Annotated in this window: 14 protein-coding genes and 3 pseudogenes; 13 read left to right on the plus strand and 4 right to left on the minus strand. The window is 64.2% G+C overall.

Annotated elements, in window-relative coordinates; genetic code table 11:
* Positions 1-52: 52 nt before the first annotated feature.
* A pseudogene (locus RX327_RS13740) lies at positions 53-2,436 on the plus strand (efflux RND transporter permease subunit).
* A gap of 96 nt (positions 2,437-2,532) precedes the next feature.
* On the opposite strand, the gene RX327_RS13745 reads toward RX327_RS13740, so the two are convergent.
* Positions 2,533-3,036, minus strand: coding sequence for a hypothetical protein (locus RX327_RS13745; protein ID WP_317250591.1), 504 nt, complete (start codon positions 3,034-3,036; stop codon positions 2,533-2,535).
* A 404-nt stretch (positions 3,037-3,440) separates the two neighbouring features.
* On the opposite strand from RX327_RS13745, the gene RX327_RS13750 reads away from it, so the two are divergent.
* From RX327_RS13750 to RX327_RS13800, 11 genes and pseudogenes are all read left to right on the plus strand, one after another.
* The gene (locus RX327_RS13750) at positions 3,441-3,674 is read left to right on the plus strand and encodes a hypothetical protein (RefSeq protein WP_028331722.1); all 234 of its coding nucleotides are present in this window, start codon (positions 3,441-3,443) and stop codon (positions 3,672-3,674) included.
* A gap of 194 nt (positions 3,675-3,868) precedes the next feature.
* The gene (gene hpnC, locus RX327_RS13755) at positions 3,869-4,747 is read left to right on the plus strand and encodes a squalene synthase HpnC (RefSeq protein WP_317250593.1); all 879 of its coding nucleotides are present in this window, start codon (positions 3,869-3,871) and stop codon (positions 4,745-4,747) included.
* Positions 4,744-5,580, plus strand: coding sequence for a presqualene diphosphate synthase HpnD (gene hpnD, locus RX327_RS13760; protein ID WP_317250594.1), 837 nt, complete (start codon positions 4,744-4,746; stop codon positions 5,578-5,580). Before hpnC ends, hpnD begins: the two co-directional genes overlap by 4 nt.
* A pseudogene (gene hpnE / locus RX327_RS13765) lies at positions 5,580-6,834 on the plus strand (hydroxysqualene dehydroxylase HpnE). The gene hpnD and the pseudogene hpnE overlap by 1 nt, the downstream one beginning before the upstream one ends.
* A gap of 162 nt (positions 6,835-6,996) precedes the next feature.
* Positions 6,997-8,953, plus strand: a pseudogene (gene shc, locus RX327_RS13770) (squalene--hopene cyclase).
* Positions 8,950-9,708: a phosphorylase gene (locus tag RX327_RS13775; RefSeq protein ID WP_410712160.1), complete on the plus strand. Its 759-nt coding sequence runs from the start codon at positions 8,950-8,952 to the stop codon at positions 9,706-9,708. The pseudogene shc and the gene RX327_RS13775 overlap by 4 nt, the downstream one beginning before the upstream one ends.
* 344 nt (positions 9,709-10,052) lie before the next feature.
* Positions 10,053-10,697: a TetR/AcrR family transcriptional regulator gene (locus RX327_RS13780; RefSeq protein ID WP_050387133.1), complete on the plus strand. Its 645-nt coding sequence runs from the start codon at positions 10,053-10,055 to the stop codon at positions 10,695-10,697.
* The gene (locus RX327_RS13785) at positions 10,694-11,923 is read left to right on the plus strand and encodes an acyl-CoA dehydrogenase family protein (RefSeq protein ID WP_202814569.1); all 1,230 of its coding nucleotides are present in this window, start codon (positions 10,694-10,696) and stop codon (positions 11,921-11,923) included. The genes RX327_RS13780 and RX327_RS13785 overlap by 4 nt, the downstream gene beginning before the upstream one ends.
* Positions 11,880-12,380: an acyl-CoA dehydrogenase family protein gene (locus tag RX327_RS13790; protein WP_317250595.1), complete on the plus strand. Its 501-nt coding sequence runs from the start codon at positions 11,880-11,882 to the stop codon at positions 12,378-12,380. Before RX327_RS13785 ends, RX327_RS13790 begins: the two co-directional genes overlap by 44 nt.
* 11 nt (positions 12,381-12,391) lie before the next feature.
* The gene (locus RX327_RS13795; RefSeq protein ID WP_050387132.1) at positions 12,392-13,234 is read left to right on the plus strand and encodes a class II aldolase/adducin family protein; all 843 of its coding nucleotides are present in this window, start codon (positions 12,392-12,394) and stop codon (positions 13,232-13,234) included.
* Positions 13,231-14,133 carry a Rossmann-like and DUF2520 domain-containing protein gene (locus RX327_RS13800; RefSeq protein WP_050387131.1) on the plus strand — a complete coding sequence of 301 codons (903 nt, stop codon included), beginning with the start codon at positions 13,231-13,233 and terminating at the stop codon, positions 14,131-14,133. Before RX327_RS13795 ends, RX327_RS13800 begins: the two co-directional genes overlap by 4 nt.
* A 67-nt stretch (positions 14,134-14,200) precedes the next feature.
* Here RX327_RS13800 and hpnH read toward each other — a convergent pair whose 3' ends face one another.
* Entirely contained in the window at positions 14,201-15,361 is a 1,161-nt protein-coding gene (gene hpnH / locus RX327_RS13805) for an adenosyl-hopene transferase HpnH (protein ID WP_317250596.1), read from the minus strand.
* A 43-nt stretch (positions 15,362-15,404) separates the two neighbouring features.
* Positions 15,405-16,331, minus strand: a complete 927-nt coding sequence (ispH, locus tag RX327_RS13810; RefSeq protein WP_317250597.1) for a 4-hydroxy-3-methylbut-2-enyl diphosphate reductase — start codon at positions 16,329-16,331, stop codon at positions 15,405-15,407.
* 450 nt (positions 16,332-16,781) lie between these two features.
* Here ispH and RX327_RS13815 point away from each other — a divergent pair, with 450 nt between their 5' ends.
* Positions 16,782-19,394, plus strand: a complete 2,613-nt coding sequence (locus RX327_RS13815; RefSeq protein WP_317250598.1) for an MMPL family transporter — start codon at positions 16,782-16,784, stop codon at positions 19,392-19,394.
* A gap of 87 nt (positions 19,395-19,481) precedes the next feature.
* Here RX327_RS13815 and RX327_RS13820 read toward each other — a convergent pair whose 3' ends face one another.
* Positions 19,482-20,111 carry a DUF2147 domain-containing protein gene (locus RX327_RS13820; RefSeq protein ID WP_317250599.1) on the minus strand — a complete coding sequence of 210 codons (630 nt, stop codon included), beginning with the start codon at positions 20,109-20,111 and terminating at the stop codon, positions 19,482-19,484.
* Positions 20,112-20,127 lie beyond the last annotated feature (16 nt).

Here is a 20,127-nt window from a genome sequence, read left to right on the forward strand (position 1 = left end):
GCCCCTAGACCCAAGCTAGACAGATTGAGCCGTTTTCAGAACTGGACAGGGCATGCTCGAAAAGAATTCCGAAAGTCAGGTCCACGTCGAGAAGATCGAAGAGCCGCGGTCGGGCCTCAGCATCGCGTTCGGGATCGAACGTCTCGGCCTGATCCCGATGCGGGCGCCGATCCTGTCCTGCATTGTCCTCGTTCTGTTGCTGATCGGCGCCGTGTTCGGCATCCACCGGATCAAGATCGACGATTCGCTGTCGCAGCTGTTCCGCTCCGACTCCAAGGACTACAAGCAATATGAGGCGGTGACCAAGCGCTTCCCGGCGACCGAGTTCGACGTCCTCGTCGTGGTCGAGGGCAAGACCCTCCTGGAGCGCAGCAACCTCGAGAAGCTGCGTGACTTCGTCACCGACCTGCAACTGGTCGATGGCACGCGCGGACTGGTCTCGCTGTTCTCGGCGCGTCAGGCGCCGGCCCCCGGCAAGCTGCCGGCGGCGCTGTTCCCGAATGAACTTCCCGAGGGCGCGGCGTACAACAAGTTCATCGAGACCGTCAAAAACAACGAAATCATCCGCGGCAAGCTGTTGTCGGAGGACGGCACGCTGGCGCTGATCGTGCTCTCGCTCGATCCTGAAGTGGTCGGCAGCAACAAGCTCAGCAAGGTGGTCGGCGACATCAGGAAGATCATGGCCGACGATCTCGGCGGCAGCGGGCTCAATGCGCAATTGTCCGGCGTTCCGGTGATGCAGCTCGAGATCCGCAACGCGGTCGAGCGCGACGGGCTGACCTACAACATCCTCGGCATTCTCGCCGGCTGCATCATCGCCATCATCTTCTTCCGCAAGATCTCGTTCATGGTCGCGGCGGCATTCCCACCGATGATCGCGATCCTGCTGGCGCTCGGCGCGCTCGGCTGGGCCAATTTCAACCTCAACATGTTCCTGAACGTGATGACGCCGCTCATCATGGTCATCAGCTTCTCGGACTCGATGCAGCTCACCTTCGCCGCGCGCGACCGGCTGATCGCAGGCCAGGACAAGTTCACCGCGTTCAAGAACGCGGTGCTGGTGGTGGGACCCGCCTGCGTGCTGACGCACGGCACGGCCGGCATTTCCTTCATCGCGCTGCAATTCTCCGACTCCGACCTGATCCGCAAGTTCGGCGAGGCCGGGCTCGCCGCCACCATCATCGCGCTGGTCGCGGTGCTGTCGCTGGTGCCGGTGTTCGGCGTGCTGCTCGTGCGCAACGAGAAGGTGTTCGCCGTCAAGTTCCAGAGCGCAGATGCCGGCGTCCAGGCGCTGCGCAATTTCTGCTACTGGATCGCCGTGCGCATGGTCGGCCGTCCCGGCCTGTTCAGCCTGATCGCGGTGCTGTTCGTCGGCGGCCTCGGCGTCATCTATGCCAATCTTGAGCCGCGCTACCGGCTCGCCGACCAAGTGCCGGACAAGCGCCAGGCGGTCGCCGCGTCGACCGGCTCGATGCCAAGCTGACCGGCGCCAACCCGGTCAACGTGCTGATCCAGTTCCCCAAGGGCGAATCGCTCTATTCGCCAGAGACGCTCCAGACCATCGCCGACGTGCATGCGACGGTGGAGAAGACGGCCGGTGTCGGCAACGTCTGGTCGCTGGAGACGCTGCGCCGCTGGCTGGCAGAGAAGGCGGGCAGCGCCGACGTCGCGACGTTGAAGGAATATGTCAACGTCATCCCCGAACATCTGGTGCGGCGGTTCATCGATGCCCAGCAGGATGCCGTCGTGGTCGCCGGCCGCGTGCCGGACAAGGATTCCAGCCAGCTCCTGCCGATCGTCGACAAGCTCGACCACGAGCTCGACGCCGTCCGCAAGAAGCATCCCGGCTACGAGATCGCGGTGACGGGTCTTGCCGCCATCGCTGCGCGCAACTCGGCCAGCATGATCGAGAAGCTGAACCACGGCCTCACCATCGAATTCGCGCTGGTCGCGATCTTCATCGGCCTCGCGTTCCGCTCCTGGGTGGTGATGTTCGCCTGCATCCTGCCGGGCATCTTCCCGGTGGTGATGTCGGGAACGGTGCTGTGGGTGCTCGGGGAGGGGCTGCAATTCGCCAGCGTGGTGGCTTTGACGGTGTCGTTCGGCCTGGGCTTGAGCGCGACCATCCACTTCCTCAACCGCTTGAGGCTCGAGAGCAAGCCGGGCGTCGGCTCGGCGCTCGCGGTGGAGCGGGCCACCGTGCTGGTCGGCCCGGCCCTGATCCTGACCACGGTGGTGCTGGCCTGCGGCCTCGTCGTCACCGTGTTCTCGGACCTGCCGTCGCTGCGGCTGTTCGGCTGGCTCAGCGCCTTCTCGATGGTCATGGCCCTCGTCGCGGACCTCTTCATCCTGCGGCCGACGGCGATGTTCCTGATCAACCTGTCGCAAAAGCTCCACGGCAGGGGCGGCCAGCCTGCGCCGATCGAAAAGGCCTAATCGGCGAACAAGCAAAAAGCTGCAGCAAAAAGACCCGGTTCCGAAGCGTTCGGAACCGGGCCTTTTGTATCTCGCGGGCGCAATCGGCCGGGAGCGTCAGCTCTTCGTCATCGTGATCGAGACACCGCGGATCTCACCCTTGGAGTCGATCTGCACGACCTGCTTGGAGCCGTTGGTCTGCAGGTTCAGGTTCGCGGCAAAGCCGGACGCCTCGACGAACACGTCGATCTGGCCGCCGCCGGCGGTGCCCTGGAGATTGCCGAAGATATTGCGGCTGGACTCGCTCCAATTGCCGGAGATGCGCTCGCCCTGGCTCGTCACGTCGCTGGTGAGGTCGAACTTGTAGCTGTCGGAGGCGCAGTGCAGCGCCTGCTTCAGGCTCATGCCCGACGGTGCGACCTTGTAATCCGCCTTGCAACGAATCCGTTCAGTCGTGCCGTTGGACAGCGCGACCGTACCGGTTCCGGTCCACGAGCCGGCAAAGCCGGCAAACGGCCCGCTGGCCTGGGCGTGGACGGCGGAGGCAGAGAGCATCAGTGCGGCGCCGACGCCCACAGCCCTGAGAGCCTGACCATAAAGGCTGGAACCAAACCGTTTCATTGTGAATTTTCCCATCAAAATCAACGCTTCCTACGCAAGAAAGCGTCTCGCCGCATCGAAGGTTTAGTGTCACCGAAGAATGTTAGGTTCAAACGACAGAAACGGCGCGCGGCGCCCGTATTGTCATCGAACAGAATCAGAAACCGTCGCTTCGTGACGGCATGTAGCTTTGCGCAAGTACTATCCGCAATAGCCGAACGCGACAAAGTGATGGCACGAATCGCCATTGCGAATCAATTACTTATGTAGGGGTTTACAGCGCCGCAAATTTAGCCGCATTTAGCGGTGCTTGTCGTCAATCCATTGCCGCGTTACGTGGCGTCTGCAATCCCCAAAATCCGTCCCGGCCATGCCGAAGCGCTTTTCGGGAACAGATTTTCTGCTGTCGGAAATGAAGGAATACGATGCGTAAATTTCTCTTGGCTCTTGCCCTGTTGTCGATCCCGCTCTCGTCCAGCGCCTTCGCCCAGCAGACGCGCGGGACACCCGATGAGCAGAAGGCCTGCACGCGCGACGTGCAGCGTCACTGCCGCGCCGTGATCGATCAGGGCGATTTCACCATTCTCGCCTGCCTGCAGCAGAACCGTAGCAAGATCAGCGCCGCCTGCGACCAGGTGCTGAAGACCCACGGCCAGTAAGGCCGGTTCGGGCCCCATGGATCGCCGCAAGGCCCGTGCTCGGCATTTGTGCCGGCCACGGGCTTCATATGCTGGCGGTCACGGACAGCATTGGTTTTGGTGGCATATTCCCCTATATGGGGCTCGCAAATCCCCCGCATGCGCTGACCTTTCGCGCCTGCGTCGTGCCATGACCAGTGTAGCCCAAATTTCCCATGACCACCGCGAGCGACCTGCGATCCGGAAAGACCCACCGCGACGAGAATTTTCCCGTCGCGTCCTGGATCATTCATCCGCGTCATCGCGCCCTGATCCTGGCCTATTACAATTTCGTCCGCACCGCCGATGACATCGCCGACCACGCGACCCTGCAGCCTGCGGAGAAGCTGCGCTACCTCGACCTCATGGAGGCCGAGCTGCTTGGCAATGGCGACACCCAGAAGGAAGCGGTCAATCTGCGCCGCGCCTTCGCCGAGCGCGGCATGCCGCCGCGGCACGCGCTCGACGTGCTGGTGGCGTTCCGCATGGACGTGACCAAGCTGCGCTATGAGAATTGGGACGAGGTCATCCACTATTGCCGATACTCGGCGATGCCCGTCGGCCGCTTCATGCTCGACGTCCATGGCGAGAGCACCTCGACCTGGGCCGCATCGGACGCGCTCTGCGCGGCGCTCCAGATCAACAATCACCTGCAGGATTGCGGCAAGGATTACCGCAACCTGAATCGTGTCTATTTGCCGCGCGATGCCCTGGTCGCCGCGGGCGCGACCGTCGAGATGCTCGGCGAGACGAAGTCGCAGCCGGCCCTGCTCAAATGCCTGCAGGCGCTCGCCGTGCGTACCGAGGCGCTGCTCGACCAGAGCAAGTCGCTCGCCGCCGAGGTGAAGGATTTCAGGCTGGGGCTCGAAATCTCCGTGATCCAGGCATTCGCCGACAAGATCGTCAACATGCTGAAGGTGCGCGATCCGCTCAGCGAGCGCGTGCATCTGAGCCCGCTCGAACTGCTGCTGCAGAGCCTTGGCGGCGTCGCCGGCGAGACGGCGCGGCGTGCGACCGGACGGCGTGCGGTCTCCAAATCGGCGGCTGGCGCATGAGCGTTGAGGCGGCGGCCAACGCAAATTACGGAAGCACCGCGTCCGGCAGCTCGTTCTATGCCGCGATGCGCATCCTGCCGCGTGACCAGCGCGAAGCGATGTTCCAGATCTACAGCTTCTGCCGCCAGGTCGACGACATCGCCGATTCCGACGGCCCGCGGGAGGAGCGGCTCGCCGCACTCCAGCAATGGCGCGACGACATCGACGCGCTCTATCAGGGCCATCCGCCGCCGCGGCTGAAGGACTACGTCGCCTCGGTGAAGACCTTCGGGCTCAAGCGCGAGGATTTCCTCGCCATCGTCGACGGCATGGAAATGGATGTGCCGCAGGACATCCGCGCGCCCGACATGGCGACGCTGGATCTCTACTGCGACCGTGTCGCCAGCGCCGTGGGGCGGCTGTCGGTGCGGGTGTTCGGCATGCCCGAGGAAGACGGCATCCTGCTCGCGTACCATCTCGGTCGCGCGCTGCAGCTCACCAACATCCTGCGCGACATCGACGAGGATGCGGGCCTCGGCCGGCTCTATCTGCCGCGCGAGGCGCTGCTGCATGCCGGCATCACCAATAACGATCCGGCCCGCGTCACCGCCGACCGCGCGCTGCCGAAAGTGTGCGCGCCGCTGGCCGAGCGCGCGAAGGTGCATTTCGAGAAGTCGGACGAGATCATGAACCGCAACAAGCGCCGCGCGGTGCGCGCGCCGCGGATCATGTCGAAATACTATCATTCCATTCTGGACCTGCTGATCGCGCGCGGCTTCACCGCGCCGCGCGAGCCGGTGCGTGTGTCGAAGGCCGCCAAGATCGGCATCCTTCTTCGTTACGCGATCATCTGATGCAAAAGACCGTTCACATCATCGGTGCTGGAATTTCCGGCCTCTCCGCCGCTGTGCGGCTCGCCAATGCCGGCTTCAAGGTCGCCGTGCACGAGGCGACGCACCAGGCCGGCGGCCGCTGCCGTTCCTATTTCGACGGTGCCACCAATCTCACCATCGACAACGGCAATCATCTGCTGCTGTCGGGCAACAGCCATGCGCGCGCCTATGCGCGCGCGATCGGCACCGAGGCGGGTCTCGTCGGCCCCGAGAGCGCGCAGTTTCCGTTCGTCGATCTTGCCAGCGGCCGGCGCTGGCAGCTCGACCTCGGCGATTCCCGCCTGCCGCTGTGGGTGTTCGACGAGACGCGCCGCGTCCCGGACACCAGCCTGCGCGACTATCTTGCCTTAGCGCCGCTGGCCTGGGCCGGCACCGGCGCGCTGGTCGGCAACACCATTCCCTGCAAGGGCACGCTGTATGACCGTCTGGTGCAGCCGTTGCTGCTCGCGGCGCTCAACGTCGATCCGCCCGAGGGCTCGGCGGGGCTCGCGGGAGCGATCGTGCGCGAGACGCTGCTCGCGGGAGGGCAGGCCTGCCGTCCCTTGATCGCGCGCGACGGTCTCAGCGCGGTGCTGATCGAGCCTGCCGTGAAGTTCTTGCAGGAGCGCGGCCACAGCGTCCGGTTCAGTCACGAATTGCGTGCGCTCGGCATGTCGGGTGGCCGCATCACTGAGCTTGATTTTGGTAATGGCGACAAGGTCGCGCTGGGAGCCGACGACGCCGTCGTGATGGCGGTGCCGCCGCGCGCGGCCGCCAGCCTGCTGCCGGGCCTGAAGACGCCGACCGAATTCCGCGCCATCGTGAACGCGCATTTCCGCGTTGATCACACCGCCGCCGGGCTCGGCGCCGATCCTCGGCGTGATCGGCGGCGTGGTGGAATGGCTGTTCGCGTTCCCCAACCGGCTTTCCGTGACGATCAGCAATGGCGACCGTCTGGTCGACATGCCGCGCGAGGAGCTCGCGCTGGCGATCTGGCAGGAAATCTGCGAGGCCTTGGGGGTTTCCGGCGACCTGCCTCCCTGGCAGATCGTGCGCGAGCGCCGCGCCACCTTTGCCGCCACGCCGGCCCAGAATGCCCTGCGCCCGGGGCCGGTCACTGCGCTGAAAAACCTGTTCCTCGCCGGCGACTGGACTGCTACGGGATTGCCTGCAACCATCGAGGGATCGGTCCGGTCCGGCGATCGCGCTGCCGATCTGGTTCTGGCCAGACGTTAGATTCGACCTGTTGGCGCGTTTTCGAGCGAAGTGGCTACCGGTTCGCGTGAAGCAAACGCGACTGAACAAAAGGACAAGAGCTGATCCGGTGCAATCGGATCAGCTCTGGAGCGGCCGCGGCTTTCGATCAGCCGGCCCGCGATGAAGAGGATATCGAGCGAAATGCTTGCGAGAGATCACAGCGTTGCAGTCGACCCGGTCGCGCTGGAGAAGAGCATCTCCAAGGCAACCGAAGCGCTGCTCGGCTATCGCCAGTCCGACGGCCATTGGGTGTTCGAGCTCGAGGCCGACTGCACGATTCCGGCCGAGTACGTCCTGCTGCGCCACTATCTCGCAGAGCCCGTTGACACGGTGCTCGAAGCCAAGATCGGCAATTACCTGCGTCGCGTGCAGGGAGCCCATGGCGGCTGGCCGCTGGTGCACGACGGCGAGTTCGACATGAGCGCCAGCGTGAAGGCTTACTTCGCGCTCAAGATGATCGGCGACTCCGTCGATGCGCCGCACATGGTGCGCGCGCGCGAGGCGATCCATGCCCGAGGCGGTGCGCAGCAACGTCTTCACGCGCTTCCTGCTGGCGACGTTCGGCGTCGTGACCTGGCGCGCGGTGCCGGTGCTGCCGATCGAGATCGTGCTGCTGCCGTTCTGGTCGCCGTTCCACCTCAACAAGATTTCCTACTGGGCGCGCACCACCATGGTGCCGCTGATGGTGATCGCCGCGCTGAAGCCGCGCGCGAAGAATCCGAAGGGCGTCGGCATCGACGAGCTGTTCCTGCAGGATCCGCGCTCGATCGGCATGACCGCGAAGGCGCCGCACCAGAGCATGGCCTGGTTCCTGCTGTTCCGCTCGCTCGATGCGATCCTGCGCGTGATCGAGCCGCTATTTCCGAAGAGCCTGCGCAAGCGCGCGATCAATACTGCGCTCGCTTTCATCGAGGAGCGGCTCAACGGCGAGGACGGCATGGGCGCGATTTATCCGCCGATGGCCAACATCGTCATGATGTATGACGCGCTCGGCAAGGACGAGAACTTTCCGCCGCGCGCGATCACGCGGCGGGGCATCGACAAGCTGCTCGTGATCAACGACGACGAGGCCTATTGCCAGCCCTGCGTCTCGCCGGTGTGGGATACCGCGCTGGCCTGTCATGCGCTGCAGGAAGCGGGCGGCGACGCTACCCTTGCCAAGGCCAGGCAGGGCCTCGACTGGCTGAAGCCGCGCCAGGTGCTGGAGCTGAAGGGCGATTGGGCGGTCAAGGCGCCGAACGTCCGCCCGGGCGGCTGGGCGTTCCAGTACAACAACAACCACTATCCCGATCTCGACGACACCGCGGTGGTCGTGATGGCGATGGATCGCGTGCGGCGTCATACCGGAACCAGGGAATATGACGAGGCCATCGCGCGTGGCCGCGAGTGGATCGAGGGCATGCAGAGCGACGACGGCGGCTGGGCGGCCTTCGACGTCAACAATCTCGAATATTACCTGAACAACATCCCGTTCTCGGACCATGGCGCGCTGCTCGATCCGCCGACCGAGGACGTCACCGCGCGCTGCATCTCGATGCTGGGCCAACTCGGTGAGACCGTCGAAAGCAGCAAGACGATGGCCGACGGCGTCGCCTATCTGCGCCGTACCCAGCTTGCCGAGGGCTCCTGGTACGGCCGCTGGGGCATGAACTTCATCTACGGAACATGGTCGGTGCTCTCGGCGCTAAACGTCGCAGGGGTCGATCGCGACGACCCGATGATTCGGAAGGCGGTCGGCTGGCTGGCCTCGATCCAGAACGAGGACGGCGGCTGGGGCGAGGACGCGGTCAGCTACCGGCTGGACTACAAGGGTTATGAAGTTGCGCCGTCGACCTCCTCGCAAACGGCATGGGCTTTGCTTGGATTGATGGCGGCCGGAGAAGTCGAAAATCCCGCTGTTGCGCGGGGGGTGGAGTACCTAAAGGCAACACAGACGGAAAAAGGGCTGTGGGACGAGCGGCGATACACAGCTACGGGGTTTCCGCGGGTATTTTACTTGCGTTATCATGGTTACCCAAAGTTCTTTCCGCTGTGGGCGTTGGCGCGGTATCGGAACTTGCGGAACACCAACAGCAGGGTGGTAGGGGTCGGAATGTGACTGTTGAGGCGGGGGCCGCCGAGACCGTGGGCAGTAGAATTGATCCTCGGCCGGTATTGATTGTGACTGGATTGGTCCAGGAGGCCCGCATCGCGGCAGGCCCCGGCATGATCGTAATCTGCAGTTCGAGCGATCCACAGCAACTGCGTGAATTGCTGGCGACGCTGGATCCGACCACCTTCCGTGGCGTGATTTCGTTCGGCGTGGCCGGCGGGCTCGATCCGTCGCTCAAGTCGGGCGACGTCGTGGTCGCGACCGAGGTGATGTCGGGCGATACCCGCTTCCTGGCCGCATCCGCGCTGAACGAAGAGATGATCGCCAGCGCCGCGCTGAAGCGCCGCAGGATCGTCCGCGGCAGTCTCGCCGGCGTGGAAGAGGTGATCGCGGCGAAGGCCTGCAAGGCCGCCCTGCGGTCGATGACGGGCGCAGCCGCAGTCGACATGGAGAGCCATATCGCGGCGGCCTATGCGGCCAAGGCCGGCATTCCGTTTGCCGCGCTACGCGTAATCAGCGATCCCGCGCACCGGGCGCTACCGGAACTTGCGAAATCCGCGGTGAAGCCGAACGGCGACATCGACCTGCGCAAGGTGCTGCGCGGCATCGCGCGCAATCCACGGACGCTGCATGCGCTGGTCTCGACCGGCATCGACTTCAACCGCGCGCTGCGCTCGCTGCGCAGCTGCCGCGGCTTCCTGCTCGGCAACAACGTGCTGATGCCGGTGGAAGACGTTCTGATCACGGCGAAGGCGGCCTGATCCTCCGCCGGCCCGGGAATGGGTTTCTCGGCGTATCAAGCTCAAAACAAAGGCCCGGTCGCATCGCGATCGGGCCTTTTGCTTTGGTGCGTGAAGGTTTCGTCTGATCCCACGCTGTTCCGGTTCCGCGCGGTCAGCGGGGACTTGCGCGTCGGCTGTGCGGTGAGACCCCCGTATCGCTGTTCCTCGCGTCCGTGGGTCGCGCCTCCAGCCTCTACGCCAGCAGCGCGCCGGCGCCCCGGGAACGGCCCTACGGCCGCAGGGCGCCTGCTCGATACTTGACAGCTACGGCCTATTCGTCCGAGAGTGAACTATGATCCTTTATTCATGAACTAAGGTTCACTATGGCAATTGCTGCGGTTCGTCTCAACCAGCTGGTCGAAACCAAAGCGCGCATTCTCGATGCCGCCAGGGAGGCCGTGGCGCTGAGTGGCTGGAAGGACGCCCAGATCGCCCTGATCGCCTCACGGGCCGGTGTGGCCACCGGCAGCGTGTATCGCTACTTCGACTCCAAGGCGGACCTGTACGCGCAGGTGCTCGGCCTGGTGTCTGAGCGCGAGGTGGCCGTGGTCGCCGCGATCGTCGAGGCGGAAGGCTCGGTGTCCCAATGTCTGGTGGATGCGATCTACACCTTCTCGGTCCGGGCGATGCGCGGCCGCCGCCTGGCCTACGCGTTGATCGCCGAGCCCTGTGAACCCGAGATCGACGCGGCGCGCCTGAAATACCGGGCGGCCCTGGCCGATCAGATCGCAAGGCTGGTCCGGCGCGGCATCGCCGGCGGCGAGTTCGTCGAGATTGACGCGAACGTCGCGGCATCCTGCGTGACCGGCGCCTTCATGGAGGCGCTGGTTGGTCCCCTTGCGCCCGAAGCGGCCCCTGATTCCGACGCGGCGAAGGCGATCGCGCAATCGATCGCGGGGCTTTCCGCGCGCATGCTGTTTCGCCACGCGACGCCTGAACTCACCCCTGTATCGAGAGTCTCCGCATGAACGCGAGCGCCCGGCCGGTTGCCGTCGCTGAAGCGAAAGCCGCTCGGTTTGCGACCCATGACGTGCGCAATCAGGCGTGGCCCGCGCGCGGCTTCAATGCATTCGACGACGACCGCGCGTTGAGTGGCCTGATCGCCACGATCGCGCCGTGGGCGAAAGACAAGCTTTCCGCGCTCGGAGCCCATGCCGGCAGCGAATCCGTGCAGGAGGCGGCACGGCTGGCCAACGAGCACGAGCCGAAGCTCCTGACCCATGACCGGTATGGCAACCGCAATGATTGGGTCGAATTTCATCCGGCCTGGCATCAATTGATGGCGCTGGCGTTCCGGAGCGAGGTGCATAGCCTCGCTTGGTCGACGCGCGAACCACACGGCCATCTGGCGCGCGCGGCGCTGAGCTATCTCTGGAATCAGATCGAGAACGGCGTCGGCTGCCCCACGGGAATGGCGTACGCCGCGATCGCCGGGTTCTCCGGCAAGCCGCAATTCAACCTGTGGCGGGAGCGAACGCTGGCGGCGGACTACGATCCGCGGCGGCTTCCGATCGAGGCCAAGCGCGCCGCGGTCATCGGTTACGCCATGACCGAAAAGCAGGGCGGCTCCGATCTGCGCGAGACCCAGACCACCGCGCGCTTCGTCGAGCGCGGCGCGCATGGCGAGATCTATGCGATCACCGGCCACAAATGGTTCTTCTCGGTGCCGGTGGCCGATGGTTTCTACACGCTGGCACGCACCCAGTCCGGCGTCAGTTGCCTGTTCGTGCCGCGCCTGCTGCCGGACGGTAGCGCCAACCGTATCTACATACAGCGCCTGAAGGACAAATGCGGCAACCGCTCGAACGCATCGAGCGAGATCGAGTACCACGATACGTGGTCGATCCTGGTTGGCGAAGAGGGCCGTGGCATCTCGGAAATCCTTTCGCATGCCCATCTGACGCGGCTCGATTTCGCGGTCGGCTCCGCGGGGTTGATGCGCCAGGCGCTGAGCCTCGCCCTCAACCACGCGCAAACCCGAACCGCCTTCGGCAAGCCGATGTCCGAGCTTCCGATGCAGCGCAACGTGCTCGCCGACCTCGCGCTCGAGAGCGAGGCGGCGATGCTAGGCGCGTTTCGGGTCGCGCGTGCAACCGACGGCCTGCAGACAAGCGAACACGAGCGATTGCTGGCGGGTCGCGACACCCGTGATGAAGTTCTGGAACTGCCAGCGCGCGCCGGCCTTCACCTATGAATGCCTGCAGGTGCATGGCGGCAACGGCTTCATCATGGAGAATCCGATGGCCCGGCTCTATCGCGAGGCGCCATTGAACTCGATCTGGGAAGGCACCTCGAACATGATGTGCATGGACGTTTTGCGCGCCATGCAACGCGATGCGAATTGCCGGGACGCATTCGTTGACGAGTTGCGTGCGAGCAGGGGCCTCAATCCGGTCTATGACCGAAGCACGGACGATCGCGCCGATCGCTTGCGTGCACGATATCCGGACGACGGGCACGCGAGAGCGCTCGTCACCCGCATGGCACATGCGCTGCAGGCCGCCGAGATGCTGAGGCATGGCGACGCCGCTGCCGCCGGTCTGTTCGTGAGATCCAGGCTTGGCGCGGACGGGATACAGGTATTCGGCGGGCTTCCATCGTCGGAAGACCTCAGCCGTATCGTCGAGCGCGCCTCCGTCATCCGTCACTGAGGGGCCAAGTTATGCGTCAGATCGAAGTTTGTGCCGTCAACGATATCCGGGCCGTCGTGGGAGAACAGGAGTGGGCAACCCGCGTCGATCTTGCGGCGTGCTACCGCTTGGTGGCGCTCTACGGAATGACCGACCTGATCTACAACCACATCAGTGCACAGGTCCCGGGCCATCACGATCAGTATCTGATCAATCCCTATGGCATGCTGTACGAGGAAATCACCGCGTCGAGCCTTGTCAAGATCGACATCGAGGGCCGCGCCCTGCTGCAGCCCGACCATGGCTACAACGTCAACGTGGCCGGCTTCTATCTGCACGCCCCGATCCATCGCGCGCGACCTGACGTGAAGTGCGTCCTGCATACCCACACCAGGGCAGGCACCGCCGTCAGCACGCTTGCCGAGGGGCTGCTGCCGCTGTCGCAGACGGCGATGCGGTTTCACGGTCGGATCGGCTATCACGATTTCGAGGGGCCGGCGATCGATCGGGACGAATGCGACCGGGTCGTCGCGGATCTCGGCCGCAACAACGTGCTGGTGTTGCGCAATCATGGCCTGCTGGTTTGCGGCAACACAATTCCGCAGGCGTTCAATGCGATCTACTGGCTGGAGCAGGCCTGCCGGATCCAGGTCGACGCGCTCGGCTGCGGCCAGCCGCTGCATGTGCCGACCGAGATGGCGATCGGCAACACGGTGACCTGCTTTGCCGGCACCGAGATCACACTGGACAATGAGCGCGACACCAATCCGGTGCTGAATGAAGCGGCGCAAAATCTGCAGGCCGGGTACGGTCTGCTGGAATGGCCGGCGCTGCGGCGCAGGCTCGACCGCATCGACGGAAGCTACGCGCAATGAGCACGGCGTTCGCGGCGTTGCGGATCGGCTTCATCGGCGCCGGCCGCGTGGCGCAAACGCTCGCGCCGGCGTTCGCCCGCGCGGGGCTGAATGTCGCGGCGTTCTACAACCGCGGTGCCGATGCCGCGCAGCGGCTCGGATCCCGCATCCCGTCGGCAAGGCCGATGACGGACGCGCAGCAGGTCGTCGACAGCTGCGACATGGTTTTCCTCACCGTGAGCGATGACGCGATCCTGCCGGTCTGCCACGACTTGTGCTGGGAGCCGCGTCACCGCGTGGTTCATTGCAGCGGCGCGACTGAACTGGCCGCGCTCGCTCAGGCCAAATCCGCAGGCGCCGCGACCGGCGGATTTCATCCAATGCAGATGTTCGCCAATCCCGACGTCGCGCTCGAGGGGTTGCGCGGATGCACCGTCGGCATCGAGGCAGAGGGCGACTTCAGGCGCGACCTGGAATTGCTTGCGACCCGCATCGGGTGTGAACCGCTGGCGCTGCCGGCCGGTGCGCGGGCGCTCTATCATGCGTCGGCATATTACGTCGGTCCGTTCCTGATCGCGCTGCTCAAGGAAGGCGTCGAGCTCTGGAAGAGCTTTGGCGCCAGCGAGGCCGACGCGTTGCGCGCGATGATGCCGCTGCTGCGCGGGACTGTCGCGGCTGTTCTCGACGGTGGCCTCGCCAACGGCATGGGCGGCTGCGTGGCGCGCGGCGACGTCGGAACGATCCTCAAGCACCTCCGGGCGCTGGATGAGCGCTTTCCTCCCTCCGGCGCGCTGTATCGCGAGCTCGCCCTGCGCAATGTCCCGCTCGGGATCGAGCGTGGCACACTCAGCGCGCCGCGCGCCGCCGAGATCGAGAAATTGCTTCTGCGCACGAGATTGGAAAAGCAGGCGGCATCCTGATCCAGGAAAAAAGCCCCGGTTCGCTGAACCGGGGCTTTCATGTTTCTGCTTTCGCTCACATCGAGCTTTAGGCGGCGGTCGAGGCCTTCGCTTGCTGCTTGGCGGCGGCGGCCGCTGCCTCGTCGCGGCGGATCTCCGAGAGCTTCTTCTGCACCTGCTCGGAGAAGATGTACTGCGCCGGGCGCTGCTTGGACATGTCGATCTCCGGCGCCATCGGGCCGGTGGTCCTGATGCCGCGCAGCGACACCCACATCGCCTTCAGCGGGTTGTTGAGGGCTGCGGTCGCAGCCGTCGGCTCGTAGCCGCAATGGGCCATGCAGTCGGCGCACTTTTCGTACTTGCCGGTGCCGTAGGTTTCCCAGTCGGTGGTCTCCATCAGCTCCTTGAAGGTTTTCGCGTAGCCTTCACCGAGCAGATAGCAGGGCTTCTGCCAGCCGAAGATGTTGCGCGCGGGCATGCCCCACGGCGTGCACTCGTATTCCTGGTTGCCGGCGAGGAAGTCCAGGAACAGGCCGGAATGCATGAAATTCCACTTCTTGCCCTTGCCCATGGCAAAGACGTCGCGGAACAGCTTCTTGGTCTTGGTGCGGTTGAGGAAGTGCTCCTGGTCCGGGGCGCGCTCATAGGCGTAGCCCGGCGACATCGAGACGCCGACACCGAGTTCGACGGTGAGGTCGAGGAATTTCGCGATCTCCTCGGCCGGATGGCCGTCGAAGATGGTGGCGTTGACGTTGACGGTGAAGCCGCGCGCCTTAGCCGCCTTGATCGCGGAGACGGCGCGGTCGAACACGCCCTTCTGCGACACCGCCTTGTCGTGGTGATCGCGCAGGCCGTCGAGATGCACGGAGAAGAACAGGTACGGCGAAGGCTCGAACAGATCGAGCTTCTTCTCGAGCAGCAGCGCGTTGGTGCAGAGCGAGACGAACTTCTTGCGCGCGACGAGGCCGCGCACGATCTCGCCGATCTCCTTGTGGATCAGCGGCTCGCCGCCGGGAATCGCGACCATCGGCGCACCGCACTCGTCGGCGGCGTCCCAGCACTCCTGCGCCGTCATGCGGCGGTTGAGGATCGCGTCGGGATAGTCGATCTTGCCGCAGCCGACGCAGGCGAGGTTGCAGCGAAACAGCGGCTCCAGCATCAGCACGAGCGGATAGCGCTTGCGGCCAAGCAGTTTCTGCTTGAGCAAATAGCCGCCGATACGCATTTCCTTGAAGAAGGGGATGGCCATTACACGTTTCTTTCTGCACTTATCAAAGGGATGTGGGTTCAGATCAGCCCGCGGTCAGTTCGGCTGGCAGCCGGAATTCGATATTCTCTTCTCGGCCCGGAACGACCGAGACCGATACCGGTCCGATCCGCCGCAGAGCCTCGATCACATCGTCGACCAAAACTTCGGGCGCAGAAGCGCCCGCGGTAATGCCGACGGCCTTCGCATCCTTGAGCCAATCCGGATTGAGCTCGCTGCCGTCGGCAATCAAATAACTCGCGACGCCGGCCTCGGTGCCGATTTCGCGAAGCCGGTTCGAGTTCGAGCTGTTGGCAGCGCCCACCACCAGGATCACGTCGACCAGCTTGCTCAAGTCCCTTACCGCAGATTGGCGGTTCTGTGTCGCATAGCAGATATCCCGGATATCCGGACCTTGAATGTCTGTAAAGCGGGCCTGCAGGGCCGCGATGATATCCTTGGTGTCGTCGACCGACAGGGTGGTCTGGGTGATGTAGGCCACCGGCGCATCGCTCGGCAGCCTCAGTTCCGCCACATCCTGGACGCTCTGGACCAGCAGAACGGGCCCGGGGACCTGGCCCATCGTGCCCTCGACCTCGGGGTGGCCGGCATGGCCGATCAGGATCAGCGTGCGGCCCTTGCCGATGTAGCGCTTCCCCTGATTGTGAACCTTCGTGACCAGGGGGCAGGTGGCATTGAGCACCGGAAGATCGCGCGCGGCGGCCTCTTCCTCGACGCTGCGGGCGACACCATGGGCGCTGAAGACCGTCACCGCTTTCGGCGGAACCTCGGAGAGTTCCTCGACGAAGATCGCGCCTTTGCTCTTCAGGCTCTCGACGACGTATTTGTTATGCACGATCTCATGGCGCACGTAGACCGGGGGGCCGTATTTCTCCAGCGCCCGTTCCACGATCTCGATCGCACGCACCACGCCCGCGCAGAAGCCGCGCGGTTGCGCCAGATACACTTCCATCGGACGTCCGTTACGCAAATTGCACCAATCTCGTTCAATGCCCTGCGGCCTTTTCGGCAACGCACTCCACAGGTCGGACGTCGCAACGTCAGTTGCAATGTCCGAGCCATCACAGTTCCTGGACGGGATCTGCGCCCCAAGCGCATGGAAATACAGCGATTTGTGGCAAAAAGGTAGCGGTTCGATGGGGGCGTGGTCACGGACGAGGGGCAGTAGAGGTAACGTGGTATGGGTTTCGACGCCTGCGACCGTCCGTCTCCCTCACTTGTTCGTCACTTTATCGCCCACTGATGCGGTTTATACCGGCCATTCGTGGCCGTTCCTGTGGTTTGGAACCTCCTCGCCGTCCCGTCGAGGAAGACAACCAAAACAACATTAGATCGGTCCCGGGAACTCCGCTACAGAGCGGGCGTTTTCGGCCATGCTTCCCCGAGATTAGAAAGAAACGAAGTGCTGACAAATATTGTCGTCTCCGTTGTTAGAACCTGTACGCGTTTTGCCCTTCCGGTCGTGATCATCTCTGTCCTGTTGTCGATCGGCGCCGGCTTCTACACGGCCCGCAACTTCTCGATCAACACCGACATCAACAAGCTGATCTCGCCGGATCTCGATTGGCGCAAGCGCGACAACCAGTTCGAGGAAGCGTTTGATCGCGAGCGGTTGATCCTGGCGGTGGTCGAGGCTGCGACGCCGGAGCTGACCAGCTCGGCCGCGAAGGCACTCACCGCGAAGCTGCAGGCCGACAAGAAGAACTTCGAGGCGATCACCGCGCTCGGCTCCGGCGAATTCTTCGAGAAGAACGGCCTCTTGTTTCTGCCGACCGAAGAAGTCGGCAAGGTCGCGGGCCAGCTCGAATCCGCCGCGCCCCTGATCGAGATCATGGCCGGCGATCCCTCGATCCGCGGCCTGACCGGCGCGCTGGAAACCGGCCTTGCCGGCGTCAAGCGAGGCCAGGTCAAGCTCGACAACACAGAACGGCCCTTCAACCTGATCGCGCAGACCGTCGAGACCGTGCTCAACAAGGGCAATGCCAGCTTCTCCTGGCGCGAGCTCGTCAGCGACGAGCCGTTGAAGGATTCGGACAAGCGCACCTTCATCGAGTTCAAGCCCATCCTCGATTACAACGCGCTGGAGCCGGGCAAGGACGCGACCGACGCGATCCGGAAAGCCGCGGCCGATCTGGACTTCCCCAACAAATACCAGGCGCGGGTGCGCCTGACCGGCCCGGTCCCGATCGCCAACGAGGAATACGCGACCGTCCAGGAGGGAGCCGTCGTCAACGGCGTCGGCACCGTTCTCGTCGTGCTGCTCATCCTGTGGCTGGCGCTGCATTCGGCGAAGATCATCTTTGCGGTGTTCGTCAATCTCTTCGTGGGCCTTGCGATCACGACCGCGGCCGGCCTGATGATGGTCGGCTCGCTCAATCTGCTGTCGATCGCGTTCGCGGTGCTGTTCGTCGGCCTCGGCGTCGATTTCGGTATCCAGTACAGCGTCCGTTACCGCTCCGAGCGCTTCAAGAACGACAATCTGACGCTGGCGCTGGAAAACGCGGCGCGCCGCTCGGCGGTGCCGCTGTCGCTGGCTGCAATGGCCACCGCGGCGGGCTTCCTCTGCTTCATGCCGACCGACTACAAGGGCATCTCGGAACTCGGGCAGATCGCCGGCGTCGGCATGCTGGTGGCGTTCGTGTCCAGCATCACCGTGCTGCCGGCGCTGCTCAAGCTTCTGAACCCGCCCGGCGAGCCGGAGCCCGTCGGCTATGCCTTCCTGGCCCCGCTCGATCACTTCCTGGAGAAGCATCGCGTGCTGATCGTCGGCGGCACGCTGCTGCTCGCGCTTGGCGGCCTGCCGCTGCTCTACTTCATGAAGTTCGACTTCAACCCGATGAACCTGCGCAATCCGAAGGCCGAATCGATCGCCACCTTCCTCGATTTGCGCAAGGACCCCAATACCGGTGCCAATGCCATCAACGTGATGACGCGCTCGGAAGCCGACGCCAAGAAGATCGAGGCCAAGCTCGAGAAGCTGCCGGAAGTGTCGCGCGTGATGTCGCTCGACAGCTTCGTGCCCGACGACCAGCCGGCCAAGCTGAAGCTGATCGCGCAGGCGGCCAAGACGCTCGGCCCCGCGCTCAACCCGGATTCGGTCGATCCGGCCCCGTCGGATCAGGAGAATGTCGAGTCGCTGAAGAGTTCGGTCGACAGCCTGCGCAAAACCGCGGGCGACGGCAAGGGGCCGGGCGCGGTGGCCGCGCGCCGGCTCGCCGACGCCCTGCAGAAGCTTGCCGATTCGAACCAGGCGACCCGCAACAAGGCGCAGGACGTGTTCGTCACGCCGATGAAGATCGTGTTCGACCAGCTCCGCAATACGCTGCAGGCCCAGACCGTCACGCTGCAGAATCTGCCGCCGGAACTCGTCAACAGCTGGAAGACCAAGGACGGCCTGATGCGTGTCGAGGTGGAGCCGAAGGGCGATCCGAACGACAACGACAATCTGCGCCGCTTTGCCGACGCCGTGCTCGCGGCCGAGCCGACCGCGATCGGCGGGCCGGTCTCGATCCTGAAATCCGGCGACACCGTGGTGAAGGCCTTCATCCACGCCGGCATCTACGCGCTGGTCGTGATCGGGCTCTTGCTGTGGATCACGCTGCGCCGGTTCGTCGACGTGCTGATGACGCTGGTGCCGCTTCTGGTTGCCGGCGCAGTGACGCTCGAGATCTGCGTGTTGATCGGGCTGCCGCTGAACTTCGCCAATATCGTTGCGTTCCCGTTGCTGCTCGGCGTCGGTGTCGCCTTCAAGATCTATTATGTCGTGGCGTGGCGGCAGGGCAGGACGAATCTGTTGCAGTCGAGCCTGACGCGTGCGATCTTTTTCAGCGCGTTGACGACGGCAACCGCGTTCGGCAGCCTGTGGCTGTCGAGCCATCCCGGCACGTCCAGCATGGGCAAGCTGCTGGCACTCTCGCTGGTGACGACGCTTGCCGCCGTGCTGCTGTTTCAGCCGGCCCTAATGGGCAAACCCCGCGAGGTCAAGGAGGAGGATATCGCCAACAACGTCACCTGACGCGCTGGCGATTCGCTTTCGAACCGGCTTGGCGGCATGCGCCGCCGAGCCGCGATGTCAGCGGACGGTGTTCCCCGCCGACTTCCGCTAATGCGTCGGTCGCGCGATGTCCGGGAGCAGGCAGATATCGCCCACGGCGTCGGCGTGCGCATTGGCGTTGCCCGGAACCTGCTTTTGAGCCGGCTTGGTGGCCGGCGCCACGGCACCGGTGGTTTTCTGCGGTGCTGTCGACTTGGGCTGGGTGCCCTTCGTCGCCGGATTGCCGGCGGCGCTCACCGGGATTGGCGGGCCGACCCGGGTCCAGGTCTCGCCACCGCAGAGGAAGCCCATCACGCAGCCCTTGATTTCGAGCTGATCGGCACCAGCCGGCGTGATGGTCGCGCTGTAGAGCTGTCCATCCTTGGCGTTGTAGACCTGTCCTTCCCACTGATCGACGCCGGGCTTCTTCTTCATGTCGATCAGGGTTGCCATGCCCAGCGTCGGCCTGTTCTGCTTCGCAGGATCAGGATTGTTCTTATCCTTGCCGCCCGGGGTTTTTTCCCAAGACACCGCACCCCACATGTTGCCATTACACTGGGCGACGCGGATGGTGGCGACACCGTCAGCGACCTTCCAGTCGCCGGTCGGGTCCGCTGCAAGTGCCGGTGATAATACGGTGGCCAAAAATAAACCTGAAAAGGCTATTGTACGCGCGAAAGTTCTTGGGCAGTGCAACATGGTCCAAACCTGTGCT

Origin of the sequence: Bradyrhizobium sp. BEA-2-5, assembly GCF_032918025.1 — a bacterium.
Taxonomy (GTDB): domain Bacteria; phylum Pseudomonadota; class Alphaproteobacteria; order Rhizobiales; family Xanthobacteraceae; genus Bradyrhizobium; species Bradyrhizobium pachyrhizi.

What these genes read in the sequence shown, in the direction of transcription:
- RX327_RS13820 (WP_317250599.1), bottom strand. Translation starts at nt 20,111, where the DNA reads ATGTTGCACTGCCCAAGAACTTTCGCGCGTACAATAGCCTTTTCAGGT.
- hpnC (WP_317250593.1), top strand. Translation starts at nt 3,869, where the DNA reads ATGACCACCGCGAGCGACCTGCGATCCGGAAAGACCCACCGCGACGAG.
- ispH (WP_317250597.1), bottom strand. Translation starts at nt 16,331, where the DNA reads ATGGAAGTGTATCTGGCGCAACCGCGCGGCTTCTGCGCGGGCGTGGTG.
- hpnH (WP_317250596.1), bottom strand. Translation starts at nt 15,361, where the DNA reads ATGGCCATCCCCTTCTTCAAGGAAATGCGTATCGGCGGCTATTTGCTC.
- RX327_RS13795 (WP_050387132.1), top strand. Translation starts at nt 12,392, where the DNA reads ATGCGTCAGATCGAAGTTTGTGCCGTCAACGATATCCGGGCCGTCGTG.
- RX327_RS13790 (WP_317250595.1), top strand. Translation starts at nt 11,880, where the DNA reads ATGAAGTTCTGGAACTGCCAGCGCGCGCCGGCCTTCACCTATGAATGC.
- RX327_RS13800 (WP_050387131.1), top strand. Translation starts at nt 13,231, where the DNA reads ATGAGCACGGCGTTCGCGGCGTTGCGGATCGGCTTCATCGGCGCCGGC.
- RX327_RS13785 (WP_202814569.1), top strand. Translation starts at nt 10,694, where the DNA reads ATGAACGCGAGCGCCCGGCCGGTTGCCGTCGCTGAAGCGAAAGCCGCT.
- RX327_RS13750 (WP_028331722.1), top strand. Translation starts at nt 3,441, where the DNA reads ATGCGTAAATTTCTCTTGGCTCTTGCCCTGTTGTCGATCCCGCTCTCG.
- RX327_RS13780 (WP_050387133.1), top strand. Translation starts at nt 10,053, where the DNA reads ATGGCAATTGCTGCGGTTCGTCTCAACCAGCTGGTCGAAACCAAAGCG.
- hpnD (WP_317250594.1), top strand. Translation starts at nt 4,744, where the DNA reads ATGAGCGTTGAGGCGGCGGCCAACGCAAATTACGGAAGCACCGCGTCC.
- RX327_RS13745 (WP_317250591.1), bottom strand. Translation starts at nt 3,036, where the DNA reads ATGAAACGGTTTGGTTCCAGCCTTTATGGTCAGGCTCTCAGGGCTGTG.